This window comes from Streptomyces sp. NPDC093071 (genome assembly GCF_044754545.1).
Classification (GTDB): Bacteria; Actinomycetota; Actinomycetes; order Streptomycetales; family Streptomycetaceae; genus Streptomyces.
In genome coordinates this window covers 432,228-458,901 of record NZ_JBIVPH010000001.1, presented here as the reverse complement: position 1 = coordinate 458,901, position 26,674 = coordinate 432,228, and the positions used below count along the sequence as shown (strand labels likewise).

Below are 26,674 nucleotides of genomic sequence, written 5' to 3'. Positions count from 1 at the left end.
TCGCCGGTCCAAGATCCGGAGTGATGTTTGCCACTTGACTGGACGCGGCGTGAACCGAAACCGCCGCAGCGGCGCCGACCAGCCGTCATGCGCGCTCGATGGCCTTGGGCGGACCGGCCGTTCATGAGGTCTCAAGTCCGGAACCGCGAGTGACACGGCGGCGGGATCCGGGGTGACGTCATGTCCGGTCGCCGCCCGTGAGCGTGACGGCGAGCGGCCCCCTGGAGGCCGACTGGGCCCGAACGGGCAGTTGCCGCCGTTCCCCCTCGAATTCGAGCAACGGGTTGTGGACCGACATCCACATGACCCCCGCCGAGGGGCTGCGGGCCCACCTGGACCTCCAGGGCGGCGGTCTGGCCGGCGTGCTGCTGCCGATCCACTGGGCCACCTTCAACCTCGCCCCGCACCCGTGGGCCGAGCCGGGGGAGTGGACCAAGGACGCGGCCGACGAGGCGGGCCAGGCGGTGGCGCTGCCCCGGCCCGGCGAGCCGTTCGAACCGGCCGGGAAACTGCCCTCGGACCCGTGGTGGCGCGGGATCTCCCGGCCCCTCGCCCGCCCGTGGCGCCGCACCCGGCCCGTCGGGACCGCGCCCGAGCCGCGCGGCGACCTCGACCTCGCGGGCGACCGCTGACGCGGCCCGGAGGCGGGCCCGCGGAGGGCCGGTCCCTCAGCCCCTCAGTCCCCTCAGCCCCCCAGTCCCTCAGGACGCGGCCCGGAAGCCCAGCAGGCCGCTCACCTCGACCGACAGGGGGAGGAGGGCCTCGTAGTCGGCCGGAGGGACGCGGAACCCGTTCTCGCGGGCGGCGCGCAGGAAGTCCTCGGGGAGGGCGATCCGGTACCGCTCGACGTACTTCTCCAGGTCCGCACGCCAGACGAACGTGCCGTCGGTGAGCACGGACGAACCGCCCGGCACGCGGAACGCGCCGCCGACGACGTCGGTCGTCAGCTCGGTGACGTCGAGGAGGGGGTGGCCGGAGGAGAGGTAGTCCACCACCTCCTCGACCGGGTACCGCCCCGCGCCCGACTCGGGCGCGGGCACGGGTCCGCCCCAGGCCGCGTCGTAGCGCGCATCCATCTCCCGATAGAAGCCGATCAGCCGCACGTCAACCTCCGATGATGGGCAGGAAGGTCCGCCAGTAGCCGCCGTTGTCGATCAGCGGCACCTGGCCCGTGCCGAGCAGCGGGTTGGTGCCCACCCGGTCCGTGGGCGCCTTCACGGTGACGCCCATCTCGTTGGCTATGCGCTGGGCGATCCTCGATTCGTCCGCCCCGGAATGGCACACCATGAGCCGGAGCGGACCGCCATCGTAGTTCGGATTGTTGCGGATGGCGTCGACGAGCTGTCCGCCGTTCACCGGGCCGTCCGGCATCTCCAGGAAGCCGTCCCGCGAACCGTGGGCGACCACGTCGTGCTGTCCCTCGTTCAGGACGTTGCGGAAGTTCCGCACGCTCGGCCCGTCCTCGCCGACGAGGGTGCCCGTGGGACCGTGCGTCACCGGCGCCCCTGAGGGGATCGCGTTGTCGCTCATGTAGTCCATGCCGTCCCGGCCGCCGCACGGCGCCAGCCCCAGCGGGTCGGTCCAGGCGAACGGGTTCCCCACGTAGGTCGCGGGATTCGGGGCGGCCGCGAGGCCGAGGGGGTCGGAGGTGAGGTAGCGGGCCGTCTCGGGGTCGTAGTGCCGGTGCAGGTTGTAGTGGAGCCCGGTCTCCGGGTCGTAGTACTGGCCCGGGAACCGCAGGGGGGTGTAGGCGGTGCTGGACCTGGCCCAGGCCGTCGTGCCCCAGAGGGTGGCGCGGGCGCGCCAGGCGATGTCGCCGGTCTCGTCGACGAGTTCGGTGGGGGTGCCGACGAGATCGGTGGCGATGGCGAAGAAGCGGCGGTCGATCTCCTGCCGGCGGCTGTCCGGGCCGAGGATGCGCTCCGTCTGCGCCAGGGGCGTGAGACCGCGGTGGTCCCAGGTGAGCGCGACCGGCCGGGGCAGTTCGGCCGAGACCGTGGTCTGCTCGCAGAGGGTCGAGCCGTCCCAGGTGAAGAGGGTCTCCTCCACGACGGTCAGGCCGTCGTCGGCGAGGCGCCGCTTGCCGGTGCGGCGGCCCAGGGGGTCGTAGGAGTAGCGCCAGCGGGTGCCGTCCGGAGTGGTCACCTCGGTGAGGCGGTCCTCGGCGTCCCACGTGTAGCGCCACGTTTCGGGCTTGCGGGACAGCCGGGTCTTCTGGCGCAGGGTGACGCGCCCGCGGGCGTCGTGCTCGTACCGCACCGACCCGGCGCGGGTGAGCGCGGTGCCCCGGTACGCGCGGGGGCCCGTGGCCACGTGCCCGGGGTGCGAGCCGGGCCAGGAGGCGGAGGTCTGGTTGCCCGCGGCGTCGTAGGCGTAGCGCTCGCTCCACCCCTCGGCGGACACCCCCGTCACCCGTCCGACCGCGTCCAGGTCGAAGGTGCGCGTGCCCGCCAGCCGGTCGCTGACGGAGGCGAGGTGGCCGTCGGCGCGATAGGAGTATGCGCGGTGGTTGAGCGTCCGGGTCCCGGTGCGCAGGTGCTGCTCGGTCAACCGGCTCGCGGCGCTCCAGGCGGAGGCGAGGGTGAGCGTGCCGTCGAAGGTGCGCTCCAGCTCCCGGCCGGCCGCGTCGTGGGCGAAGGCCACCTCGTGGCCGCCGGTGGTCAGCCGCGTCGGGCGGCCCGCCGCGTCGTAGGCGTAGGTCGTGACCTGTCCGGTCGGGGTGGTGCGGCGCACCCGGCGGCCCGCCGCGTCGTAGCGGTAGTCGACGGTGCGGCCGTCGACCAGCTCGGTCTTGAGCAGCCCGCGGCGGTCGTAACTCCGCATCACCTCGCCGTCGGGCCCCGCCGCGTGCACCAGGCGGCCTGCGGGGTCGTAACGGTAGGAGGTGACGCGGTCCGCCCCGCCCTTGGACGTGACCCTGCCGAGTGCGTCGTAGGCGTACTCGACGGTGGCGCCGAACGGGTCGGTGCGGGCCGTCAGCTGCCCGGCCGCGTCGTGGCGGTAGCTCTGGACGCGCCCGTCGAAATCGGTCTCGGATGTCAGCCGCCCCGCCGGGTCGTAGGCGTAACTCCACTGGAGCCCCTGGGGGTTCACCACCCCGGTGAGGCGCAGGTCCGCGTCGTGCCGGAACTCGTGGCGGGAGCCGTCGGGCCCGGTGCGGGCGGCGAGCAGATCGAAGTGGGTGTACTCGAACCGGGTCACGCCGCCGACCGGGTCGGTGTGGGTGAGGCGGTTGCCCTCCCCGTCGTACGTCCACGACTCCGTCGCCCCGTCGGGCCCCGTACGTGAGGCCAGGTACCCGTCCGCCGTCCAGGAGAGGTGCGTGGCCGTGCCCAGCGGGCCGACGATCCGCACCGGGCGGCCCAGGGCGTCGCGCTCCAGCCGGGTCGTGGCCCCGGCCGGGTCGGTGACCTCCACCGGGAGGCCGGCCGCGTCGCACCGGACCCCGGTGACGTTGCCGAGCGCGTCGGTGACGGAGACCGGGCGGCCCAGGGCGTCGTACGCGTGCCGGGTGGTGCGCCCCGCCGGGTCGGTGGTCGCCGTCCGGTTCCCGCGCTCGTCGTACTCCAGGGTCCAGCGGGCTCCGTCCTGGGCGTGGATCGCGGTCGGCAGCCCCGACGGGTCCCGCTCGGCGCGCAGCGCGCTGCCGTCCGGGTGGGTCACGGAGACCAGCCGGCCGTGCTCGTCGTAGCCGCAGGCGGTGGTGCGTCCGAGCGGGTCGGTGCGGGTCAGGAGGTTGCCGTCGGCGTCGTGCGAGAAGCGGGTGGTGTGGCCGAGCGGATCGGTGGTGGCGACGATCCGGGAACGGCGGTCGACCAGATGGCGGGTGGTGTGCCCGTCGGCGGTGGTGAGGGTCGTGGTGCGGTGCCCGGTCTCGGGGTCGGGCCCGGTGTACGCCAGGGTGATCTGGACGTGCCCGGCTTCGCCGCCCTCGGCGACGACGCGGTCGAGATCGTCGTAGACGTAGTCGTAGCGGCTGCCGTTGGAGTCGGTCCAGGTGACGACCCGGCGGCGCTCGTCGTAGGCGAAGGCGGTGGTGGCGCCGGAGGGCCTGGTGACGGTGGTGAGGTCGCCGTCCCGGTAGCCGTAGCGCATCAGGGGCAGGTCCGCGCCCGCCTCGCCCGCTCCGGCCAGGAAGAGCCCGGTGATCCGGCCGTCGGCGGTGGCCAGCCTCACGTGGTGGCCGGCCGAGTGGACGAGGGCCAGGGGCAGGCCGTCGTCGGCGCGGTCGACGGTGACGGTGTGGCCGTTGCGGTCGGTGAGGGAGGCCAGCCAGGCGGTGCCGTCGCCGCCGGGCCCGCTGCCGGGCGGGGCGGTGAAGCGGCGGGTCAGACCGGTGTCGGGATCGGTGACGGTGTAGTCGCCGTCGGCGTCGCGGGCGAGCAGGGTGCGGGCCCGGCCGGACTCGGGGCGGGTGGGGGCGCCGGGGACGGGATGGGCGTAGGGGAGCAGGAGGCCGTCGGCGGTGACGTGGACGACGCCGACCGGGTCGACCTCCAGGCGCTCGTCGACGGTGGAGGTCCAGGAGGGGCCGAGGAAGCGGCCGGCCGTGCAGCCGGACTCGGTGCGGCGGGTGAAGACCAGGGGCAGGGTGCCGGGGACCGCCAGGTCGGTCTGGGGCAGGAACATCCGGCCGGAGGCAAGGTCGACCGGGTCGGTGCCGTCGGTCGTCCGCTCGCCGTCGGGGCGGCTGCGGGTGCCCTCGGGAACGTCGTCGATCAGCCTGCGCACGCGCGCCGCGTCGGCCGCGTCGGCGGCGATGCGGACGCCCTTGACGGCGGCGCCGCCGCCCCCGGTGGCCACGGTCAGCGCGGCGTCGGGCACCAGCCGGCCCAGACCCTCGTAGGGGTCCTTCATGAAGTCGTTGACCATCTGTTTGCCGGTGCCGACCGGGTCGTTCGCGGCGAGGACGAGCCCGGCGGCGAGGTTGTTCAGGTTGGTGGCGTACTCGGCGGGGTGGGTGAGGTTGTACGGGTCGAGCGGGTTGAGCCCGCGGGCGAAGTTCAGCAGGCCCGCGGTGCCCTTGATGATCCCGCCGCCGACGTGGTCGCCCATGATCCGCGCTTCCCCCAGGCCGTCGCCCAGCTGCTGCGCGTACGACGGCTTCTCCGGCGCCAGGTCGCGCGCGGCGCGGACCGCGCCGCGCGCGGTCTCGGCGGCCGTGTTCCGCTGCCTGCGCGCCTCCGCGAGGATGTCCTGCGCCTCCTGCAGCAGTTTCTTGCCGGGGTCGGTGAACGTGGCGGCGGGGCGCGGCGGGAGCGCGGCGGGGTCGCGCCGGTCGGCGGGCAGGGCGTTGTAGTGGTCGACGGCCCGGTTGTAGCCGTCGACCTTCTCGCGGTGCGCGTCGGCGGCCTCCTCGGACGCCTTCACGCCCTCCTTCCACTTGTCGATCGCCGTCTGCGCCTGCCCCTGCGCCCAGGTCACGGTCCCGGCGAACGCCTCCAGCGCGCCGGCCGCCTTCTCGCACGCGTCCGCGCCGGCGAACCACTTCGGCGGCTGGGTGCTCACCGCCTTGCGCAGGGCCTCGGCCGCCTCGCCCTTCAGCCGCGAGGAGTCCAGCCCCTTCAGCCCGCCGCCCGCGTCGTCGAAGGCCTTCTGGAAGGACCGCAGCCGCTTCGCCGTGGAGCGCAGCTCGTCGGGACTGCCGTAGATCAGCTTGGTCTTGTCCTCGGTCTGCCCGAGGTCCATCTCGTCGACCTCGGCGCCCATCCGGTTCGCCACCGAGCGCGACTGCTCCCGCACCCAGTCGGCGCCGGACTCCCAGCCGACGTCGTTCAGCCGGTCGGCGGTCCAGTTCCCGGCGTCCTCGACCCGGTTGCCGACCCACTCGACGCCGTCCTCGACGGCGTCCTCCACCGAGTCGGGCGTGATGTCGCTGATGAAGTCGCCTATGCCCACGCTCAGTGGCCCCCGTTCCCGTCCTGTCGCTCCTGCCGGGCGCGTTCCTCCGGCGACGGGCCGAAGGTGTCGTCCAGCGCCCGGTCCCACTGCTCGTCGGAGACGCCGAGCGCGTCGTTGAGCAGCTGCGCCCGCCGGCCGCCCTCTCCCTCGGTGAGGACGGTGCGGCCGGTGTCCTTCCAGGTCTGCCCGATGTCCTGGCCGGCCTTCTCGAACGACTCGGCGCTCCAGTCGGGGTCCAGGTAGTCGGGGGTGAAGAGGTCGCCCCAGCCCTGCTTGACGATCTCCTCCTCCGAGGCGTGCGGGCTGCCGCCCATCACGGAGTTCAGGCCCACCTTCAGCGAGCCCTCGACGTACTGGTCGTGCTCCCACTGCGTGCCCGCCGCAAGGCCCAGGCGGGAGGCGATCGCGCTGGCGTCGCCCACCAGCCCCCGCACGCCCCACTCCCAGCGCTCGCAGAAGTCCTCGAAGTCGGTCGACAGGCCGTGGTGCCCGGTCTCCATCCCCGTCATCGACAGTCCGGAGAAGCCCTTGCCCATCACCGAACCGGTGGCGCCGCCCAGGTCACCGAGACCGTCGATGGTGGCGCCCACCCCCTGCGTGAACTTCGCCACCGACGCCTCGTCGAAGTTCAGGTCCGCCCCGTCACCGCTCACGGCGGCCCTCCTCGTCCCGTACGCCGCGGTCGACGGCGACGCCGTCCGGGACGATCCCGGTGACCGGCGGGAAGAACATCGACCCGTCCTCGTCGGCGATGTCCACCGCAAGGCCCCCGGGCTCGCTCAGCGACGGCACGACCTCGTCCACGATGCGGGCTCCCAGGAGCGCCGCGTAGTCCATCGGCCGGTCGCCCGGCCCGTGGCGCAGGGCGAACCTGGCCAGGGCAGCCTCGTCGGTGAAGCCGCAGATCCACCGCACCCCGCCCGAACGCGCCGACCACAGGCCGCCGCCGGAGACCGGCACCAGCAGGATCGAACGCCTCATCTCGCCCACCAGCGCCCGGGGATCGCCGATCCCCGCCCTGCGTTCGGCGATCCGCTCCGCCAACGTCGTCCTGGACTGCTCCACGAACCTTTCCTCTTCCCTCTTCCCCGGTCACCTGCGACACCCTGGAATCAGACGCTCCAGAAGAACCGCTGGTTCCCGGCGGCGCCGTACCCTATCCGCCGAGCCGCCAGCCGCCGGCCTTGTCCTGCCGCCGCCAGAAGTCGGCGAACCGGCCGCCGGCGGCGAGGAGTTCGTCGACCGGGCCGTCCTCGACGACGCGGCCGTCCTCCAGGAAGACCACGCGGTCGGCGGTGCGGATGCTGCTGAGCCGGTGGGCGACGATCACCCGGGTGCGGGGGACCGGGTCGGTGGTGAGGGCGGCCGTGACGGCGGCCTCGTTCTCGGTGTCCAGGGCGCTGGTGGCCTCGTCGATCAGGAGCACCGGGGACGGCTTGAGGAGCGCGCGGGCGATGGAGACGCGCTGGCGCTCGCCGCCGGAGAGCGTCGTGCCGGCCTCGCCGACCCGGCCGCCCCACCCGTCGGGCAGGCGGTCGACGAGGGTGTCGACGCGGGCGAGCCGCGCGGCGCGCTCCACCGCCCCGTCGTCCGCACCGGGGGCGCCGGCCAGGACGTTCTCCCGGACGGTTCCGTCGAACAGGTACGGCTCCTGGAAGACGACGCTGACGAGCTCGCGCCGGGACCGGGCGTCCAGCTCCGCGCTGTCGACCCCGTCGAAGAGGACGCTGCCGGACGCGGGCCGGTGGAGCCCCGCGACGAGCGCCAGAACGGTGCTCTTGCCGGAGCCCGAGGGGCCGACGATCGCGGTGGTCGTGCCGGGTTCGAGCACCAGGTCGAGGCCGTCGAGCACCGGCGTCCCGCCGTCGTGGTCGAAGGAGACCCCGCGCAGTTCGATCCGGGGGGCCGCGCCCGGGTCGGCCCGGTGGGTGCCCGCGCCGACGGTCGGCGCGTCGAGGACCTCGCGGATGCGGCGGAGCGTACCGAGGCTGGTCTCGACCCCCGGCGACAGCTCCGCGACCGTGGTGAACGGTTCGAGGTAGCGGACGACGACCACGATCAGGACGATGGCCTCGGGCGCGGTGAGCGTGCCGTCCACGGTGAGCGCGACCGCGGTCCCCGCGAGGAGGAGCAGGGCGAGCTGACCGGCCAGGCCGAAGACGAGCTGCCCGGGGACCTGGAGGAGCAGCAGCCGCGTCGAGGCGCCGTGCTGGGAGGCGAGGGCGGCCCCGGCGTGACTGCGGGCGGGTTCGACGCGGCGGGCCGCCCGCAGCGCCTGCTGGGTGCGGGCGAACTCCATGACGCGCTCGGTCAGCGCGCTGTTGGCCCGGGAGGCCGCCCGGTCGGCGTCGCGCCCGAGGCGCCCGGACGCCCAGAACGCGGCGAGGAGCACGGGGACGCCCGCCAGCGCCGCGAGCCCGAGCTGCCAGGAGACCGGCAGCAGCGCCACGGCGATCACGGCGGGCAGCAGCACCCCGCTCAGCAGCGGGGTGACGAGGTAGATGACGAGGCCGACCAGGTCGGGCCCGGTGGCGGCGACGGCCTGCCGGCCGGTCGCGGTGTTCTCGGCGGTGAACCAGGTCGGGCGGATGTCGGCGAGCCGGTCCGCGACCGTGCGCTGGCCGGTGTCGAGCAGGCCGAAGCCGAGGGCGAAGCCGCGCCGCGCCGCCGCGCCGTCGACGGCCCAGCCCGCCGCGGTGACGAGCGCGAGCGCCCCCAGCCACGGCCACGCCGTCGCCGGTTCGTCGCCGAACAGCGCGGCGACCAGGGGGATGAGGAGCACCGCGCCGACGGCGCGCAGGACCACGCCCAGGACGGTCAGCGCCAGGTGGACGCCGATCGCCCGGCGGCTGCCGGCGGGGAGCAGGGACAGTAGGGTACGGATCATCGGTGGGCTCCCGTGGTGTCGGCGTCCGCCGTCGCGGCGTCCCAGAGTCGCCGGTAACGGCCGTCGTGGGCGAGCAGCCCGGTGTGGGTGCCGGTCTGCGCGATCCGTCCGTGATCGAGCACCACGATCCGGTCCACGCCGGTGATCGTGTGCAGGCGGTGCGCGATGACCAGGACCGTGCGTCCGGCCGTCAGCCGGTTCAGCGCCTGCTGGACCAGGTACTCGGACTCGGGGTCGGCGAAGGCCGTGGCCTCGTCGAGCACCAGCACCGGGGTGTCCGCGAGGATCGCCCGGGCGATCGTGAGCCGCTGCCGCTCCCCGCCGGAGAGGGCGGCGTCCGGGCCGAGGACCGTGTCGTACCCGTCGGGCATCCGCAGGATCCGGTCGTGGACGCGGGCCGCGCGGGCGGCGGCCACGATCCGCTCCTCGCTCGCGTCGGGAACGGCCAGGGCGATGTTCTCCCGGACCGTTCCGTGCACGAGCTGCGTCCGCTGGAACACGAAGCCCACCCGGGAGTAGAGCTCGTCCGCGGTCAGTTCGCGCACGTCCCGGCCGCCCACCCGGATCGCGCCGCCGGTGACGTCGTGGAAGCGGGCGAGGAGCGCGGCGAGCGTGGACTTGCCCGAACCGGAGGGGCCGACCAGCGCGGTCACGGTGCCCGGTTCGAGGGTGAGCGAGACGTCCTCCAGGACGGGGGTGCCGGGACGGTAGGAGAAGCCGACCCGGTCGAACTCGACCCTGCCCGCCGGTGCCTCCGGCGCGGCCTCCCGGCTCCCGTCCGTCTCCAGCTCGCGCTCGTCGAGCGTCACCTGGACGCGGCGGGCCGCGAGCAGCCCCTCGCGCAGGCCGGAGAGCCCGTAACCGATGCCCATCAGGCGCGCGCCGAACGTCGTGCCGAGGAGCAGGAAGGGCAGCAGGGAGACCGGGTCCATGCGCCCGGTGGTGACGTACAGGGTGCCGAGGGCGCAGATGAGCAGCAGGAACGTGGCGGGCCGGGTGGCCAGGTCGATGAAGGTCTTCTGCCCGCAGAGCGGCCGCTGCCAGTTGTCGAGGAACCTGATGTACGCGCCGAGGCGGGTGTGGAAGGCGGAGGCCGCCGCGCCGCCGAACACCCGGACGACCGGCTGGCCCTCCAGATAGGCGCCGGCCTCGACGCTCATGCGCTCGCCCCAGCGCATCGCCTCCGCGGTGAGGGGACCGGACCGCACCACCATGATCGTCATCGCTACGAGGTACACGAACACGGGCAGGAGCAGCGGCAGCGCGATCCGCCAGTCGACGGCGAACAGGTAGACGAGGACCGAGACCGGGGCGACCACCGCCGCGACCGCGTCGGGCACCGCGTGGGTGACGAGGTAGTGCAGCGTGAGGGTGTCGTCCTGCACGATCTGTTTGACCTGCCCCGAGCCCCGGTTGTCGAACCAGCCCAGCGGCAGCCGGGAGAGCTTGGCCAGCAGCCGCTGCCGCAGGTTCCTGGCGAACCGGGCGTCGACCCAGTGCAGCCAGAGCAGCAGACCGGACGCCAGCAGCACTCCGGCCCCCATCAGGCCGACGGCCCAGGCGCCCAGGGCCCACAGCCGGTCCGTTCCCGTTCCCGAGAGCAGCCGCCGGGCCAGCTCCACCATCAGGACGAACGGGGCGAGCTGGACGAGGGTGACGAGCGCCTGGGCGACTCCGGCGGCGATCAGGGTGGGGCGCAGCGGAGCGAGGAGCCGCCCGCCGGCCTGCGCCCGCCAAGTGCCCCGGCGCGGCTTGGGCTCGACCGCGTCCTCGGACGCGGACGCAGACGCAGGCGCAGACGCGGGCGGGGTTGAGGTCGGGGGCGCGTCCGTGCCCGTCTCCGGGACGGCCTCCGCCGCTTCCCCGGCGGGCACCGGCTCCTCGGCCGCCTTGCGCCGGTTGGAGCCGAAGGCCCGCCCGTAGTACCAGTACGCCTGGGCGTGCATCTCGCTGCGCGGGAAGCCGAACTCGTCGCGCAGCCGGGTGCGCAGGTGCTTGAGCGAACCGGATTCCGGCGCGGTCCAGGCGTACCAGTCCGACCAGTCCCGGTCCGGGATCGCGGCGGCCAGCGACGCCTCGCCCCGGCGCGGCACCCAGTGGACGTTCGCCCGGGGGTGGCCGGCGAGGGGGATCAGGCGGTCCGTCTCCCGGTGCTCCTCCAGGTAGAGCTCCACCGGGACCTCCGCGGGCAGGGCTCCGAGGATGCCGTTGATCGCCGGTACGGAGGCGGCGTCACCGATCAGCAGGTACCCGGCGGGCAGGTCGGGCGGCAGGTCGAAACGCGTGGAGCCCAGCGTGGTGACCCGTACGCTCGTTCCCGGCTCCGCCCGCCGCGCCCACGTGGACGCCGGGCCCGCGGGGTCGTGCAGGACGAAGTCCACCGCGAACGTCCCGGCGGCGGGGTCCGCCTCCGACAGCGTGTAGCCGCGCTGGTGCTCGACCTCGGGGTCGTCCGGGTCCGGCATCCAGAACCGCACGTACGCCGCCGGGGCCACCACCACGTCCTCCAGCAGGGCGGGGGAGGTCATCCGGACGCGCAGGAAGTGCGGGGCGAGCAGCTCCGTCCCGGTGACCGTCGCCTCGTGGTCGCGCGCGCCGTAGGCACGCATGATCACCCCGTTGATGCCGCGTCTGGCCATCACTGTCCCTCTCCGGCGGCCCGCAGCGCCGCTCTGATCTCGTCCACGGGGCGTCCGGGGGGCGCGGCCTCGACGAAGCCGCGGATCGCGGCCCCCAGCCACAGCCGGACGTATTCGTCGGGCGTGATCGTCGGCAGGGCGCGGTGCGCCTCCCCGAGGTCGGCGTCGGCCCGGAGGGCCTCCTCGGCGCCCCGCCGCTGTGCGTCGAGCTCCCCGGCCCGCTCCCGCTGGACCTCCTCGGTCGCCGCGTACCCGATGGCCACCGCCGCGACGGCGGCCGAGAGCACGATGCCCGCGTCCGTGGAGTACCCGCGCCGCGCCAGCGATCCGGCCGCGGCGGCGAGCAGCCGCCGGCCGCCCTCGCCCCGGGGGAACAGGGTCTGCACGTACGAGGTCAGGCCGGGGTGCCGCAGCAGGAAGGCCCGCAACTGGAGCGCGGTGGAGAGCAGATGGGGTACGGGCCCGTCGGCCGGGTCGTCGTGGAGGTCGAGCTCCGCCAGGAGGCTCTCGCCCACCAGCCGCTCCAGCCCCCACCGCCCGTCCACATGGCGGTACAGGGCCGTGGACGTCACCCCGAGGCGCGCCGCCACGGCGTTCATGCTCAGGTTCCGCAGCCCGAGCTCCCGTCCGGCCCGGACGATGTCGGCCGTCTCGATCTGACGCGGCCGACCACCGGTTCGCGCGCTCCGCGTCTGTTCGTCCTTCATAGTTACCCCCCCTAACTAAGGGCACCCTAAGCTCTCGGAGCGTGAAGGACAAGGCGCACCCGGCGGCCGATCGAGAAAGTTGCTTCTTCACCCAAGGTGACGTGCCCGTCGCCGCCGGACCGCCGGGCGTACGGATCCGGCCACCGCCCCGGGCGCCGGCCGGGCCTCCAAGGGCGTCCTTCGTGGAAGCGGATCGAGAGTGTCGGAGATCGCGCACGTCCCCGGGGGCGGGCGGACCGGCCCGATCCGCATCCCCGCCAGGGGATTCCGGTCGGGGACGATTTCCGCAGGGGGCGGAGGCGCGGGGGTGCCCGTACCCCCTTCCGTTCCCGCTCCCCGGCGAACGCTCCGCGCCACGGCGACGGCTTTCGGCCGACTGTTCTCGGCCTGTTGTGCGAGAGGCGATACCAGAGGGGGTCGCTCTACGGGTAAGTTTGCCAACTGCGCACCGCACATGAACGGTTGACGACTACAGTGTGTGGTTGATGATCATCGGTAGGCTCACCACACCCCCGTAGACGACCCCTGTAGTCCACCCCGGTAGAACACCCAGCACGCCCCCTCCGCACGCTCCCCGCAGTACGCCGACTCCTGGGCACGTACCAAGGACACTCATGTCTCAACTTCGCGCACCCGCCTCGCGTTCCGACCGACGCGAGGGCGGGCGGCACGGCCGGCCGGGCGCCCGCTCCGCCACCGGTAACGGCAGCAACCCCACGGCGCAGTCCCCCGCGCCCCTCCCCGCGGAAGCCCGCATACGGCCCCAACTCCTGCGCACCTCCGTGCTCCCCGCCGTGGCGGTGGCCCTCGGCGGCGCGGCAGCGGTCCTCTTCACCATCCGCTCCACGGGAGCCAGCCCCACCCCCGGCCTCTGGGCCGCGCTCACCGGCGCCGCCGCCCTCACCGTCGCCTCCGTCGCGGCCGCGGCCCTGGGTGCCGACCGTGCCGCCAAGGCGGTCCTCGACCGCTGCAACGCCCTGCGCCGCACCAGCGCCCGGGGCCAGAGCGAACTGCGTGCGATCGTCGAACAGTTGCGCAGGGGAGAGGGCGTCCCGCCCCGCCCAGCCCCGGCGGCCGCGTCCACCACAGGTGACGAATTCGACCTCCTCTCGCAGGAACTGACGCGCTCTCACGAAGCCGCCGTCGCCTCCGTCGTCCAGGCGTCCCGGCTCTCCAGCAGCGTCGGCAACGAACAGAAGGTCGAGGTCTTCGTCAACCTCGCCCGGCGCCTCCAGTCCCTGGTCCACCGCGAGATCCAGCTCCTCGACGAGCTGGAGAACGAGGTCGAGGACCCGGAGCTGCTCAAGGGCCTGTTCCACGTCGACCACCTGGCCACCCGCATCCGCCGCCACGCCGAGAACCTCGCCGTGCTCGGCGGCGCCATCTCCCGCCGCCAGTGGTCGAACCCGGTCACCATGACCGAGGTCCTCCGCTCCTCCATCGCCGAGGTCGAGCAGTACCCGCGCGTGAAGCTCGTCCCCCCGATCGACGGTACGCTCCGGGGCCATGCCGTGGCCGACGTCATCCACCTCCTCGCCGAACTCGTCGAGAACGCGACGCTGTTCTCCGCGCCGCACACCACGGTGCTGCTGCGCGCCCAGTACGTCACGGCGGGCCTCGCGATCGAGGTCGAGGACCGCGGACTCGGTATGCCCGCCGCCGAGCAGAGCAAGATGAACGCCCTGCTGTCCGACCCCGACCAGGTCAACGTCTCGCACCTGCTCCAGGACGGCCGCATCGGACTCTTCGTCGTCTCGGCCCTCGCCCGGCGGCACGGCATCGCCGTACGCCTCCAGTCCAACATCTACGGCGGCGTCCAGGCCGTGCTCGTCCTCCCGCAGGGCCTCCTCGGCGCCGACCCGGAGGGCCTCGCCCAGCACGAGCGCCAGGCCGCGGCGACCGCGGGATCCTCGGCGATCCCGCCCGGCCAGGTGCAGCTGCAGCCCCAGCCCCCGGCCCAGCCCGCCGTCACGGCCCCGCAGCAGGCACCGGCCCAGAACCCGGCCCACGCGCCCGCCCAGGCCCCGGTCCACGCGCCGGACCCGGGCCGGCACCCGGCCCCCGTACCGGCTCAGGTCTCGCCGTACCAGACTCCGTCGCCCACCGTCCCGTCCCCCGTCCCCTCCCACCCGCAGGCCCCCGCGCCCGCACTGCTCGACGGAGCGTCCCCCTCCCACGCCCCGGCGTCCCCGCCCTCCCCGGAGCCGACCGCCGTCCGCCACGAGGACACCCACGCCACCGGCTCGCACGCGTACCCCCGTACGACCGAGCGGCACGGCGGGTACGGCGACACCGGCCACACCCCCGCGGTCCCGGACCGTCCGGCCGACACCGGACACGCCGGCCCGCCGCCCTCCCTGGTCTCGCCGCTGCCCCCGGCACCCCCCGCCGAGGACAACGGCCGTCCTCTGCTTCCCAAGCGGCGCGCCCAGGAGCACCTCGTCCCGCAGCTGCGCGAGGAACCCGCCGTCCGCAGGACCGAGGAGCACGCCCTGCACGATCCGGGTCTGATGGCCGCGTTCCAGCGCGGCATCGGGCTCGCGGAATCCCAGCCCGCCCCCCATGAGTCGCCGCGTCCCGGCGACCCCCACAAGGAGTAGATGCACCATGGCGAGCAATGCGCCGACCGGCCATTCCTCGGACCTCGACTGGCTGCTGAGCGGACTGGTCCAGCGGGTCCCGTACACCCGCAACGCCGTTCTGCTCTCCTCCGACGGCCTCGTCAAATCCGTCCACGGACTCGACCCCGACGCCGCCGACCACATGGCGGCGCTCGCCTCCGGCCTGTACTCGCTCGGCCGGAGCGCGGGCGCCCGCTTCGGCGACGGCGGCGAGGTCCGCCAGGTGGTCGTGGAGCTGGACTCCACCCTCCTGTTCGTCTCCACCGCCGGCTCCGGCACCTGCCTGGCCGTCCTCGCCGGGCGCGAGGCGGACGCCGCCGTCCTCGGTTACGAGATGGCGATGCTCGTCAAGAGCGTCCGGCCCTATCTGGTCACTCCCGCCCGGCAGGCAGCCGGCGCCCTCGGCGGCTTCGGGCAGTAATCGTGACGTCCCCTCAGGAAGGACCCTGGCTCGACGACGCGGCCGGCCGGCTGATCCGTCCGTACACCGTCAGCGGCGGCCGGACCAAGCCCACCACCGCCCTCGACCTGCTGTCGATGGTGATGGCGACCGGTTCGTCCCCCCAGGCACACATGGGCCCCGAGCACAGCCTGGCCCTCGGGCTGTGCGACGGGCCCACCTCGGTGGCCGAGATCGCGGCGCACTTGAGGCTGCCGGCCGTCGTCACCAAGGTCCTGCTCTCCGACCTCGTGGACTGCGGGGCGCTCACCGCCCGGGCGCCCCGCTTCCACGCCAACCCAACCGACCGTTCCTTGCTGGAGGCAGTGCTCGATGGCCTACGACAACGGCTCTGAGCGTCACGAGAGCCTCGCGACCGACTCCTTCCCCACCGCGGTCAAGATCCTGGTGGCGGGCGGATTCGGCGTGGGCAAGACGACCCTCGTGGGCGCCGTCAGCGAGATCGAACCGCTGAGCACCGAGGAGCTGCTGACCTCGGTCAGCGCGGCCACCGACAGCCTGGAGGGCGTGGAGTCCAAGACCACGACCACCGTCGCCATGGACTTCGGCCGCATCACGCTCGACAACAACCACGTGCTGTACCTCTTCGGCACCCCCGGCCAGGAGCGCTTCTGGTTCATGTGGGACGAGCTCTCCGAGGGCGCGCTCGGTGCGGTCGTCCTCGCCGACACCCGCAGGCTCCAGGAGTGCTTCGCCGCCGTCGACTTCTTCGAGCGGCGGGGGATCCGCTTCGTCGTCGCGATCAACGAGTTCGACGGCTCCCACCGCTACGAGCCGGACGAGGTGCGGTCCGCGCTCGACCTCGACCCGGACGTGCCGGTCGTCCTCTGCGACGCCCGGATCTCCAGCTCCGGCATCAGCACCCTGCTCACCCTCGTCCAGTACCTGCTCACCACCCTCCCGGACACCGTGCCGAGCTACGGAGCCACGCCATGACCTACGACCCGACCGGTCACCTCCTGCTGACCCCGAACGACAAGGACGCGCCGGCCCGGGTGCGACGGCTGCGCGAACTGGGTCTGGGGGAGCGGCCGGAGCCGGCGTTCGACGACTTCGCGCACCGGCTCGCCGAGATGACCGGCGCCCCGTTCTCGATGGTCAACTTCATCGACGAGAACCGGCAGTTCTTCGCGGGCCTCCACACCCCCGAGGGGACCCACTCCGGCAGCGACCTGGGCGCCGCCGCCGCGGGCGCGGGCGGCGTCGGCCGCTTCATGGCCCGTGACCACGGCTACTGCCCGCACGTGGTGGTGCGGCGCAAGGCGCTCGTCCTGGAGGACGTCTGCGACTACCCGCGCTTCGCGGGCAACCCCGTCGTGGACGAGATCGGCATCCGCTCCTACATGGGGGCGCCGCTGATCGACCGCACCGGGGTCGCGCTCGGCACCATCTGCGTGGTCGACACCGACGTGCGCCCGTGGGGACGTGCCGGCCTGGAGACGATCAAGGCGATGGCCGCGGAGCTGATGGAGCAGATCAACCGCCGTGAGGACGGCGGTCTCTGACCGCGGGCGCACGACGACGGGCCGGGGCCCGGTACGGCGATGACCGTACCGGGCCCCGGCCCGTCGGGGAGCGGTACACGGTCGGTGCCATACGCGGATCGGCGTCGTACGGGGATCGGAGCCGTACGGGGATCGGAACCGTACGAGGTCGGTGCCGTGCGCGGATCAGACGGACAGCGGCTCCGGCTCCGGCGTGCGGACCAGCTCGGACAGCCGCTCCGACCAGCTGCCCTTGTCCTGCCCGAGGGCGACCTCGGCCAGCCGCAGGAGCTGGATGTCGGAGGTGCCGGCGGGGGCGAAGATGTGGTGCGCGTCCCGGAGGTACCGCTCGATGGCCCGGTCCGTGAAGAGACCGGCGGCGGCGTGGATCTCCATGGCGTTGCGGCCGGAGTCGAGCGCCGACTCGACGTTGACGAGCTTGGCGTTCATCAGCTCGGCGTCGCAGGAGAGGCCCTGGTCGAGCAGGTGCACGGCGTGGTACGCGGCCAGCCGGGCGGTCATGAGCCGGGACTGCATCTGGCCCAGCTTCAGCTTGACCGTGGGGAGGTCGTGGAGCGGCTTCCCGTAGCGGATGCGCTCGGAGGCGAAGCGGGTGGTCTCCTCCAGGATCGCCTGGTGGATGCCGAGCGAGACGGCGGTGAGGTTGGCCCGCCCGTACAGCACGCTGGAGGAGTACGCGACGGAGAGGCCGTCGCCCTCGTCGCCGAGCCGGTTGGCGGCCGGCACCCGGCAGTTCTCGAAGATCAGCTCGCCGAAGCTGAAGCCGTGGAGCCCCATGGCCGTCTGCTGCGGACCGGTCCTGAAACCCGGCCGATCGGATTCGACCAGAAACGCACTGAGTCCCTTCGAGCCGGGACCGGTCCTGACCACGACGCCGTGCAGATCGCCCACGTGGCTGTTGCCGACGTAGACCTTGCTGCCGTTGAGGACGTAGTCGTCGCCGTCCCGGACCGCGCTGGCGGTCATGCCGAGGACGTGACCGCCGGCGTCGGGCTCGGTGACCGCGATGGTCGGCAGGCACTCACCGGCGGCGATCGCCGGGAGCCAGGTCTTGCGCTGCTCGTCGCTGCCGAAGTGGACGATCTTGGCGGTGCCCAGCTGGGAGGCCTGGACCATGGCGCCCATGGCGCCGCTGACCCGGGAGAGCTCCTCGATGATGATGGTCTTGGCCAGGTGGCCGGCGCCCATGCCGCCGTACTCGGGGCTGATCGTCGCACCCAGCCAGCCCTGCTCGGCGATCAGCCGGGACAGCTCGTGGTGGACCGTACGGGACGCCTCCATCTCGGCTATGCGCGGCCGGACCTCGCGCTCCGCGAAGTCCCGGACCGTCTGCCTGAGGTCGCGATGCAGCCTGCTGCTGAAGTAGCTGTCCATGACGAGTCCCTCCCGCGAAACGCCTGATCGGCGGGTTGTCCGATCAGGTGGTGCATCGGCAGTGGTCCCGTCCCGAACAGGCCGACCTCTTCATGGTGTTGATCTTTCTGTGATGGATCAATAACGGAACGAAGTTTGTCTGAAACAGGAGCGGTTGACGATTGAGTTCGACTATGTTTCGGGTGGACTTGGCCTGCTCGGCCCTATCCGGGCCCCGTGCACGTGGGCATGTTTCTGCCACATGCCAGGGGCAAGAAAGGTCTGGACAAAGGGTGGCGAGGCCGTTTTCTTCGCCACATGAGCGCTTTCCTCCGCAGAAGAGCGGCATTCCGTCCTCTCATCCGCCCCTCCCCGCCCCCTCCCGTCCGCGTCGCCCGGGGGCGCCGGGAAAGGGGTTCGTGACCATCCGGGAAAGTGCGGTATTGTTCTCATGCGCGTTCGGCCAGGGGAAAACCCCAGGTCAGATGGGCATCGGGACGTGGCGCAGCTTGGTAGCGCACTTGACTGGGGGTCAAGGGGTCGCAGGTTCAAATCCTGTCGTCCCGACCACGCGGAAACGCGGGTCGGAGGCCGTTCTCTCATCCATGGGAGGGCGGCCTTTCGTGCGTCCCGGGACCGACCGCGCCCTCAGGCCGGCAGGTGGGGCAGGAGCCGGTCCGGGGTCAGGGGCAGCTCGCGCAGGCGCACGCCGGTCGCATGGTGGACGGCGTTGGCGATCGCCGCGGCCGTGCCGACGATGCCGATCTCCCCGATGCCCTTGCTCCCCATCGGATTGAGATGGGGGTCGTGCTCGTCCAGCCAGTGCGCCTGGATCTCCGGCACGTCGGCGCAGGCCGGCACGTGGTAGGAGGCCAGGTCGCGCTCGGTGTAGTCGCCGAAGGCGGGGTCCATGGTGCTGTGCTCGGTCAGCGCCATGCCGAGCCCCATCGTCATCCCGCCGATGAACTGGGATCGGGCCGTACGGGAGTTGAGGATCCGCCCCGCCGCGTACACGCCGAGCAGCCGGCTCACCCGGACCTCGCCGGTGACGGTGTCGACGCGGACCTCCGCGAAGTGGGCGCCGAACGCGTGACGGGCGTACGGGGATTCCTGCCCCGTCTCCTCCTCGGTGTCCGCCTCGGCGGCGACGCCCCCGGACGGCAGCGGGCCCGAGCGGCCGGCCAGCTTCTCGCGCAGGGCCGTACAGGCCTTGTGCACGGCCCAGCCCCAGGAACCCGTGCCGGAGGAGCCGCCCGCGACCGGGGCGTCGGGCAGACCGCTGCTGCCCAGCTCGACCCCCACGGAATCGAGCGGGACGCCGAGGGCCTCGGCGGCGATCTGCGCCAGGACGGTACGCGCGCCCGTACCGATGTCGGTGGCGTCGACCCGTACGGTGTACCGCCCGTCCGGACCGGCGTGCGCCGAGGCCTTCGACGGACTCAGGAGGACGGGATAGGTGGCCGAGGCGACGCCCGTGCCCCACAGCAGGTCCCCGTCGCGGCGGACGCCCGGCCGGGGGTCGCGGCCCTCCCAGCCGAAGCGCCGCGCGCCCTCCCGCAGACACGCGGCGAGACCCCGGCTGCTGAACGGCTTCCCGCTGTCGGGCTCCGCGTCGGGCTCGTTGCGCAGCCGCAGCTCCACCGGGTCGACGCCCGCCGCCCCGGCCAGCTCGTCCATCGCCGACTCCAGGGCGTACATGCCGGAGGCCTCGCCCGGGGCGCGCATCCACGACGGCGACGGCACGTCCAGGGCCACCACCCGGTGACCGGTGAAGCTGTGGGGGGAGGTGTACATGGCGCGGGCCGGGACGGCGGCCTGCTCCACGAACTCCTTCACCACCGACGTCTGGGTGACGACCTCGTGGGAGAGGGCGCCGATCACGCCCTCGCCGGACGCGCCGATCCGCACCCGCTGGACGGTGGGCGCGCGGTGCCCCACCACCGCCGCCAGCTCGCGGCGGGGCAGGACCAGGCGCACCGGGCGGCCGGTGTGCCGGGAGGCCATCGCGGCGAGGACGCACGGGGGCCGGGGCGTGCCCTTCGAGCCGAAGCCGCCGCCGACGAAGGCGGAGACGACCGTGACCCGCTCCGGGGGCAGCCCGAAGAGGCCCGCGAGGACGTCCCGGACCGTCGACGCCCCCTGGCTGGAGTCGTACACGGTCAGCCCGCCGTCCTCCCAGTGGGCCGTGGACGCGTGGGGCTCCATCGGATGGTTGTGCAGGGCGCTCATGGAGTACGTGGCGTCGAGCCGTACCGGAGCGGCGGCGAAGGCCGCGGCGAAGTCGCCGCGCTCGCGCACGGCCGGATGGCCGCCGTTGGCCTCCTCCGGCGTGTAGAGGTCCGGGTGGTCGGCGCGCAGCAGGACGTCGTGGTCCTCGGCCGCGTAGTCGACGCCGAGGGCCTCGGCGGCCTCCCGCGCGATCTCCGGCGTGTCGGCGACGACGACGGCCACGTACCAGCCGCGGTGCGGGACCCGGTCGTCCTGGAGCAGCAGCAGCGTCGGGTCGTCCGCCTCGCCGAGGCGGGGCGCGTTCTCGTGGGTGAGCACGGCGCGCACGCCGGGGAGCTTCAGGACCGCGTCGGCGTGCACGGCGGTGACCCGGCCGCGGGCCACGGTGGCGGGCACGGGGCAGGCGTGGAGGCAGCCGGGCGGCGTCCGGTCGACGGCGTAGCGGGCCTCGCCCGTCACCTTCTGCCGGGCGTCGCGACGGACGGCTCCCGTCGTCGGCCGCACGAGCTGGCTGGTCATGGCGCGGTGCCTCCTGTGGTGGGCGGTCGGGGAGTCAGGCCGTGTCGGCGCGGGACGCGAGGCCGTGCAGCACGCTCACGGCGAGGTTGCGGGCGAGGGGCACCTTGAAGCCGTTGTCGCGCAGCGGCTCGGCGGCGGCCAGCTCGGCGTCGGCGGCCCGCCGGTACGTCTCGGCGGTCGCCGGGGCGCCGCGTAGCACCTCCTCCGCCGCGCGGGCCCGCCAGGGCTTGTGGGCGAGGCCGCCGAAGGCGAGGGCCGCGTGACCGATCCGCCCGTCCTCGACGGTCAGGACGGCGGCGACGGAGGCGAGCGCGAAGGCGTACGAGGCGCGGTCGCGGGCCTTGCGGTAGGCGCCGCGCGCGCCGGGCGGGGGCGGGGGCAGCGTCACGCCGGTGATCAGCTCGCCGTCCTCGATGACGGTGTCCCGGTCCGGGCGGTCGCCGGGCAGCCGGTGGAACTCCGCGACCGGCACCGTCCTGCTACCCGACGGCCCGCGCAGCAGGACCTCCGCGTCCAGGGCGGCGAGGGCGACCGCCATGTCCGACGGGTGCGTGGCGACGCAGTGGGCCGAGTGGCCGAGCACCGCCAGATCGCGGTGGACGCCCTCCCTGGCGGGACAGCCGGAACCGGGCAGGCGCTTGTTGCAGGGCTTCGACGCGTCCTGGAAGTACGGGCAGCGGGTGCGCTGGAGCAGGTTGCCCCCGGTGGTAGCCGCGTTGCGCAGCTGGGGGGAGGCGCCGGCCAGGAGGGCCTGCGAGAGGACGGGGTAGCGGGCGCGCACGAGCGGATGGGCCGCGACGTCGCTGTTGCGCGCGGTCGCGCCGACGTGCAGACCGCCCGCCCGGGTCTCCTCGACGGCGTCGAGCGGCAGCCCGTTGATGTCGATGAGCAGCGGCGGGCCCGCGACCCCCAGTTTCATCAGGTCCACGAGGTTGGTCCCGCCCGCGAGGAACCGGGCGCCGGGCTGGGCGGCGAACCGGTCGATCGCCTCCTCGGTGCGCTCCGGCCTGACGTACGCGAAGGGCTTCACCGCGCGGCCTCCTCGATCGCGTCGACGATGTTCGGATAGGCGCCGCAGCGGCAGATGTTCCCGCTCATGCGCTCGCGGATCTCCTCCGGGGTGAGGGACACCGGGCCGTCCGCCGGCCGCTCCGGCGGCGTCACGTACGACGGCTGCCCGGCGGCGGCCTCGTCGAGGAGGGCGACGGCCGAGCAGATCTGTCCGGGGGTGCAGTAGCCGCACTGCAGGGCGTCCCGGGCGACGAACGCCTCCTGGACCGGATGGAGCCGGTCGCCGTCGGCGAGGCCCTCGACCGTGGTGACGGACGCGCCCGCGCAGGCGACGGCGAGCAGCAGACAGCCGTTCACGCGCCGCCCGTCGAGGAGGACGGTGCAGGCCCCGCACTGCCCGTGGTCGCACCCCTTCTTCGACCCGGTGAGGTCGAGGTGGTCGCGCAGCGCGTCCAGAAGGGTGGTGCGGTTGTCGACGGTGAGGGCGTGGGCCGTGCCGTTGACCCGCAGGGTGAGGCGCGAAGCGGTCTCGGGAGCGACGTCCGGGGCCTCGCCCGGCGGTGTGGTCCGGTCCACGGGTTCCACGGGGTCTCCTCCTCGTCTTCGCCTTCGTCGACGGTATGCGAGGGGCGTCTGCCCCGCCTGTCGTGAGCCATGCGGCCGGTCTCCGCGACGGCCTCCCGATCCGGCGGGCGGCCCCGGCCCACGGAGGTGACACATCCGGGGCGCGGCCGACGCGGGCCGCCGCCCTGATTTCCACCGGACCTTTCCCCCTGACTTTCCCCCGGGACCGCCACAGCGCCGCATGTCTCGCGTCGGGGAGGGAAGTTCTCGCGTCGACGGGGGAAACCACGGAGGCCTGAATGTTTCCGTGCGCCCGAGTCACGGCGATACAGTCCGGCCAGAGGCGGACGGGCGACCAGGGGGAGGGGCCGGCGTGTTGGAGGTCGTGGCGCTCAGTGCGCTCACCACGTTCTTGCTGGGAGTGGGGAACGGGGCCGCGGGAGAGGTCGGCAAGAACCTGGCCCTGTCGGCGGGCGCCCTCGTGAGGAGGACGCTCGGACGGGAGACCCCGCTCCCGGCCGGTGCCGAGGACCGCCGGGAACTGGCCGGAAGGCTGTACGCGAGGCTGGCCCACGATCCCGGGCGGGCCGACGAGTGGGCGCTGCTCGTGGAGAGCGGCCAGGAGCGGATCGACGCCCCGTCCGGCGCCGGTATGCCCCCCGCTCCCCGGGCGTTCACCAACCACCGGAAGGTGCTGAAGCGGCTCCTCGGGGAGGCGAACCGCCCCTGGGAGGGGCGGCCCCGGGTCGCGCTCCTCTCCGGGCCGCCCGGCAGCGGCACCACTTCCGTGGCCCTCCGCCTCGGCGCCGAGAGCCGCGACCGCTTTCCCGACGGACAGTTCTACGTCGACCTGCGCGGATCGGCCGGGGAGAGCGGACCGGAACCGGCCGCCGTGCTGCTGCGGCTGCTGGGGGAGATGGGCGTCGATCCCGACCGGACGCCGACCGCCGAAGCGGAGCGGGAGCGGCTCTACCGGCAGCTCACCGTGGACCGCAGGATACTGGTGGTGATCGACCACGCCACCTCCCTGGCCCAGGTCCGAGGCCTCGTACCGGCCACTCCCGACGTCCTCCTGCTCGTCGTCGTGTCCGGCCCGCCCCTCCTCCTGGAGGCGGAGCGCGTCTCCGTGCCGCCGCTGAGCGACCGGTACGCGAAGCAGATGGTGCGGAAGGTGGCAGGCCCGGAGAACGCCGCGCGCGTCAAGGCGGAGCTGCCCGAACTGCTCGACCGCTGCCGGGGCAATCCGTTCGCCCTCCACGCCGAGGCGCGGCTGCTCGCCGCGGGCGGGGCCGCCCCGGACCGGGGCGCCGGGGCCTGGCGGCACCATCCGGTGCGCGCCACCGCCGAGCACGCCTCGCTCCTGCTCGACCCGGGGACGGTACGGCTCTGCCGGCTCACGGCACTGGGCGGCTGGCCGTCCGTCAGCGCCGGGATCGCGGCCGCCGCCGCGGGCCTCGACGAGGAGCGGGCGGCCCGGATGCTCGCCGAGGCGGCGGACGCCGACCTCCTGGAACGCCTCCCCGACCTGCGCTACCGCTTCCGGCCCGAGGTCAGGCGCCAATTGGCCGACGCCGCCTCCGAATACGGAGCCCAGGAGTGCTCGGACGCCGTGGCCCGGGTGCTCGACGCACTCTTGGACCGGGCCCTGCGCGCGGCGCACGCCGCCCTGCCGACGAGCTGGCGGACCGAGCCCCCGCCGGAGGACCCGGCGGCGGCGCCCGGCGGGGAGACGGACGGCATCGCGGTGCTCGCGGCCGAGGCGGCCAACGTGGTCCACGCCGTGTCCGTGGCCGAGGACCATCGGCGGATCACCACCGCCCTGCGGCTCGCCCGCACCCTGTGGCCGCTGCAGCTGAAGGCCGGGCACTGGGACGAGGTGCTCCCGGCGCTCCGTGCCGCGGCCCGGTGCGCCGAGGAGAACGAGGCGGACGCGCGGATGGCCGGAGCGCTGCACTTCCAGCTCGCGCACTGCCTGGGCGAGCTGGGCCGCTGGGAGCAGGCGAACCGCGCGGCGCGCGCCGCCGTCACCTACGAGCGGGCGGCCCGGCACCTGCGGGGCGAGGCCTCGTCCGTGGAACTCCTCGGACTGCTGTGCCTGAACCGGTGGCTGTACGAGGAGGCGTACGAGAGGTTCGTCGAGGCCGAGAGCGTCTACCGAAGGATCACTTCCGGCCAGGAACACCACGAAGGCGCGGCGGACCTGCCCCGGGCCCTCGCCCTGGTGGAGCGCCACCAGGGACGGGCCCTGCGCGGCATGGGCCGCCTCGACGACTCCCGCCGTCTGCTGGAGCGCGCCGTCGACTTCTTCGCGGGAACGGAGGAGCGGCCCGCGGAGCCGTACAACCGGGCCCGCGCCCTCACGGACCTCGCGGAGACGCTGCACGAGGCGGGCGACGACGGAGAGGCCCTGAAGCGGATCGCCGACGCGGAGGCCCTGCTCACCCCGGCCGCCGCTCCGCACCTCCGGTACCTGGCCGGTCTGCGGAGACGCTGCGGGGGCGCGGCCGGCTAGCCATCGGCCGCTCGCCGCGAATCCCCGCCCTCCACGAAGAAGGGGTGCGCGCCGCCCGCCGTGCGCGTCCGGAGCGTGACCCCGTCCGGGGGGACCGTCCCGCCGTGCGCCAGCCAGGCGTACAGCGAGGACGCGTACGCCGCCGGGTCCGCGTCCGCCCCGGCGCCGGCGGTCAGCCGGAACGCGCCGTGGTCCCGGGTGCGCATGGTGCAGGCGTCCGGCCCGGTCACGTACACCGCCGCCGCGCAGTGCGGATGCTCCCGCAGCACTTCGGCGGTCCACAGGTCCGGGCCGCCCAGGCGCGGATCGTCCGGCCGCCCGTCGCGGGTGATCACGTCCGCCGTCTCCAGGTCCCCGGGGTGGCGGGTGTCCTCGTGCACGGCGAGGTGGGCGGTTCCGGCCGCGTCGTACGGCTGCTCCGTGGAGCGCTCGATCGTGATGCCGGTCCCGTGGACGCGCGTCCGCACGTACAGGGGAGCGGTCGGCCTCGGCGGATCGTACGGAGGGAGCGGCAGCGGCTCCAGGGACGCGGGGGCGGCGGGCTCGGGGAGATCCATCAGCGCGTAGAAGTGCCGGCGCAGCAGCGCGGCCGACCGGCCCGGGTCCGAGGTGACGAACCCGGCGGGTCCGGGGTCCGGGCGGTGCTCGTTCAGGGCCCCTTCCACCTGCGGGCGCAGGGGAGCGTACGGGTCGAGCCGGGGCGCGCGCCGTACGAACTCCGCGAGCGGCGCCTCGGGATCGAGCTTCTCCCGTCCGTCCGCCGCCAGGAGCACGGCGATGCCGAGGGCCGCGGAGTAGTAGGTCACCGCCCCGAAGTCCCCGAGGACCAGGTCCGCGGCGAGGAGCGCCTGCCGCCAACCGTGGACGGGGTCGATCAGGGTCAGCCCGCCGCGCCGGGCCCGGTCCAGCCACGCCCGGATCTGGCCGGGGCCGTGCCCGTGCCAGATGTTCGGGTGGAGGACGGCGGCCAGCCGGTAGTCGTCGGCGGGCAGTTCGGCGGCGAGCCGGGGCAGCAGGCCGGGCAGGACGTCCCGGCCGCCGCTGCCGAAGAACCCCTCGGGGTTCCAGGTGGAGTTCAGGACGACGAGCCGCTGCCCGCGACGCACCCCCAGGGCCCGTCGGAACCTGTCCCGGTACGGGCGGGCCGCGAGCATCCGGTCGAAGCAGGGGTCACCGGCCAGTACGGCGGAGGGCACCGCCTCGGCGCAGGTGCGGGCCAGTCGCTCCAACTGCTCCGGGTGGGACAGGACGAAGCCGTCGACGAACGGCCGCCCGTCGGCCAGAAGCCACTCCGGCGACAACCCGAACGTCGGCTCCCGGCTCCCGGCTCCCGGCGTGCCCAGTCTCTTAGTATATCCGACACCGTGTGAGATGACCGACAACTGCCCCTGGATCCCCGCGAGTTCACCCCCGAAACTCGCCGAGATCGCCAGATCCACCCGCGTCGCCAGCGCCTGTTCCCACGGCAGGACCGGGAGTTCCAGCTCGGCGAAGATCTCCCGGATGCCGCTCTGGAACGCGGAGGAACCCGTGGACGTGACCAGGAGCTGGACGCGGAAGTCGTCGTGGAAGAGGGGCAGGAGGTCGAGGAGCCGGCCCGCCGAGGTGGCGTTGTGGACCACCAGCAGGACCCGGCGCCGGACGGTGCGGCTCGTCCAGCGGGGGGATCCCTCCCCGACCGGTACGCGTATCGGCGGGGGTTCGGCTGGCCCCACTCATGACCTCCTGGGCGAGCGGCGGGCGTGGTGTCGTCGCGGAGACACCTT

General features: G+C 73.9%; 18 protein-coding genes, 1 tRNA gene and 1 pseudogene. 8 read left to right on the top strand and 12 right to left on the bottom strand.

Translation table 11 applies throughout. From position 1 onward, the window contains the following. Positions 1–287 precede the first annotated feature (287 nt). Positions 288–632, top strand: a pseudogene (locus ACIQD7_RS01845) (MBL fold metallo-hydrolase); the annotation flags it as partial. Between the two features lie 69 nt (positions 633–701). Here ACIQD7_RS01845 and ACIQD7_RS01840 read toward each other — a convergent pair. The 7 genes from ACIQD7_RS01840 to ACIQD7_RS01810 all read right to left on the bottom strand — a co-directional run bounded on the left by ACIQD7_RS01840 (position 702) and on the right by ACIQD7_RS01810 (position 12,134). Next, entirely contained in the window at positions 702–1,076 is a 375-nt protein-coding gene (locus ACIQD7_RS01840) for a hypothetical protein (protein ID WP_402438574.1), read from the bottom strand. A 28-nt stretch (positions 1,077–1,104) separates the two neighbouring features. After that, complete coding sequence (locus ACIQD7_RS01835) at positions 1,105–5,898, bottom strand: putative T7SS-secreted protein (protein ID WP_402438572.1); 4,794 nt, start codon at positions 5,896–5,898, stop codon at positions 1,105–1,107. Positions 5,899–5,900: 2 nt separating this feature from the next. Beyond that, the gene (locus ACIQD7_RS01830) at positions 5,901–6,554 is read right to left on the bottom strand and encodes a hypothetical protein (RefSeq protein WP_402438570.1); all 654 of its coding nucleotides are present in this window, start codon (positions 6,552–6,554) and stop codon (positions 5,901–5,903) included. Further along, the gene (locus ACIQD7_RS01825) at positions 6,544–6,966 is read right to left on the bottom strand and encodes a hypothetical protein (protein ID WP_402438568.1); all 423 of its coding nucleotides are present in this window, start codon (positions 6,964–6,966) and stop codon (positions 6,544–6,546) included. The genes ACIQD7_RS01830 and ACIQD7_RS01825 overlap by 11 nt, the downstream gene beginning before the upstream one ends. Positions 6,967–7,057: 91 nt before the next feature. After that, a complete protein-coding gene (locus ACIQD7_RS01820) occupies positions 7,058–8,788 on the bottom strand; it encodes an ABC transporter ATP-binding protein (RefSeq protein WP_402438566.1) in 1,731 nt (576 codons plus the stop codon). Beyond that, positions 8,785–11,427, bottom strand: a complete 2,643-nt coding sequence (locus ACIQD7_RS01815; protein WP_402438564.1) for an ABC transporter ATP-binding protein/permease — start codon at positions 11,425–11,427, stop codon at positions 8,785–8,787. Before ACIQD7_RS01815 ends, ACIQD7_RS01820 begins: the two co-directional genes overlap by 4 nt. Continuing rightward, positions 11,427–12,134 (bottom strand): hypothetical protein, encoded by a 708-nt coding sequence (locus tag ACIQD7_RS01810; RefSeq protein WP_402438563.1) that lies wholly within the window; start codon positions 12,132–12,134, stop codon positions 11,427–11,429. The genes ACIQD7_RS01815 and ACIQD7_RS01810 overlap by 1 nt, the downstream gene beginning before the upstream one ends. Before the next feature lie 614 nt (positions 12,135–12,748). On the opposite strand from ACIQD7_RS01810, the gene ACIQD7_RS01805 reads away from it, so the two are divergent. Genes ACIQD7_RS01805 through ACIQD7_RS01785 form a run of 5 tightly spaced genes read left to right on the top strand, consistent with a single transcriptional unit; the run spans position 12,749 to position 16,720 of the window. Beyond that, positions 12,749–14,734 (top strand): ATP-binding protein, encoded by a 1,986-nt coding sequence (locus tag ACIQD7_RS01805; RefSeq protein ID WP_402438561.1) that lies wholly within the window; start codon positions 12,749–12,751, stop codon positions 14,732–14,734. A gap of 7 nt (positions 14,735–14,741) precedes the next feature. After that, positions 14,742–15,176, top strand: a complete 435-nt coding sequence (locus tag ACIQD7_RS01800; RefSeq protein ID WP_030215496.1) for a roadblock/LC7 domain-containing protein — start codon at positions 14,742–14,744, stop codon at positions 15,174–15,176. Positions 15,177–15,178: 2 nt separating this feature from the next. After that, on the top strand, positions 15,179–15,550 hold the full coding sequence (locus ACIQD7_RS01795; protein WP_073812833.1) for a DUF742 domain-containing protein: 372 nt from the start codon (positions 15,179–15,181) through the stop codon (positions 15,548–15,550). Further along, positions 15,528–16,151, top strand: a complete 624-nt coding sequence (locus tag ACIQD7_RS01790) for an ATP/GTP-binding protein (RefSeq protein WP_121829549.1) — start codon at positions 15,528–15,530, stop codon at positions 16,149–16,151. The genes ACIQD7_RS01795 and ACIQD7_RS01790 overlap by 23 nt, the downstream gene beginning before the upstream one ends. Then, positions 16,148–16,720, top strand: coding sequence for a GAF domain-containing protein (locus ACIQD7_RS01785; RefSeq protein ID WP_121829548.1), 573 nt, complete (start codon positions 16,148–16,150; stop codon positions 16,718–16,720). The genes ACIQD7_RS01790 and ACIQD7_RS01785 overlap by 4 nt, the downstream gene beginning before the upstream one ends. A gap of 165 nt (positions 16,721–16,885) precedes the next feature. Here the strand turns inward: ACIQD7_RS01785 and ACIQD7_RS01780 are convergent, their stop codons facing one another. Beyond that, the gene (locus tag ACIQD7_RS01780) at positions 16,886–18,094 is read right to left on the bottom strand and encodes an acyl-CoA dehydrogenase family protein (RefSeq protein ID WP_402438557.1); all 1,209 of its coding nucleotides are present in this window, start codon (positions 18,092–18,094) and stop codon (positions 16,886–16,888) included. Positions 18,095–18,566: 472 nt separating this feature from the next. Between ACIQD7_RS01780 and ACIQD7_RS01775 the strand changes: the two genes are divergently transcribed. Continuing rightward, positions 18,567–18,643: transfer RNA gene (locus ACIQD7_RS01775), tRNA-Pro, on the top strand. A gap of 78 nt (positions 18,644–18,721) precedes the next feature. On the opposite strand, the gene ACIQD7_RS01770 is transcribed toward ACIQD7_RS01775, so the two are convergent. From ACIQD7_RS01770 to ACIQD7_RS01760, 3 genes are read right to left on the bottom strand one after another with little or no spacing between them, the layout of a single operon-like run. After that, complete coding sequence (locus tag ACIQD7_RS01770) at positions 18,722–20,821, bottom strand: xanthine dehydrogenase family protein molybdopterin-binding subunit (protein ID WP_402438555.1); 2,100 nt, start codon at positions 20,819–20,821, stop codon at positions 18,722–18,724. 34 nt (positions 20,822–20,855) lie between these two features. Then, positions 20,856–21,851 carry an FAD binding domain-containing protein gene (locus tag ACIQD7_RS01765; RefSeq protein WP_402438553.1) on the bottom strand — a complete coding sequence of 332 codons (996 nt, stop codon included), beginning with the start codon at positions 21,849–21,851 and terminating at the stop codon, positions 20,856–20,858. Continuing rightward, positions 21,848–22,408 carry a (2Fe-2S)-binding protein gene (locus tag ACIQD7_RS01760; RefSeq protein ID WP_402439679.1) on the bottom strand — a complete coding sequence of 187 codons (561 nt, stop codon included), beginning with the start codon at positions 22,406–22,408 and terminating at the stop codon, positions 21,848–21,850. Before ACIQD7_RS01760 ends, ACIQD7_RS01765 begins: the two co-directional genes overlap by 4 nt. A 361-nt stretch (positions 22,409–22,769) precedes the next feature. Between ACIQD7_RS01760 and ACIQD7_RS01755 the strand changes: the two genes are divergently transcribed. Next, positions 22,770–24,908: an ATP-binding protein gene (locus ACIQD7_RS01755; protein ID WP_402438551.1), complete on the top strand. Its 2,139-nt coding sequence runs from the start codon at positions 22,770–22,772 to the stop codon at positions 24,906–24,908. Here ACIQD7_RS01755 and ACIQD7_RS01750 read toward each other — a convergent pair. Continuing rightward, positions 24,905–26,623 (bottom strand): hypothetical protein, encoded by a 1,719-nt coding sequence (locus ACIQD7_RS01750; protein WP_402438549.1) that lies wholly within the window; start codon positions 26,621–26,623, stop codon positions 24,905–24,907. The genes ACIQD7_RS01755 and ACIQD7_RS01750 overlap by 4 nt on opposite strands. Between the last annotated feature and the right edge of the window lie 51 nt (positions 26,624–26,674).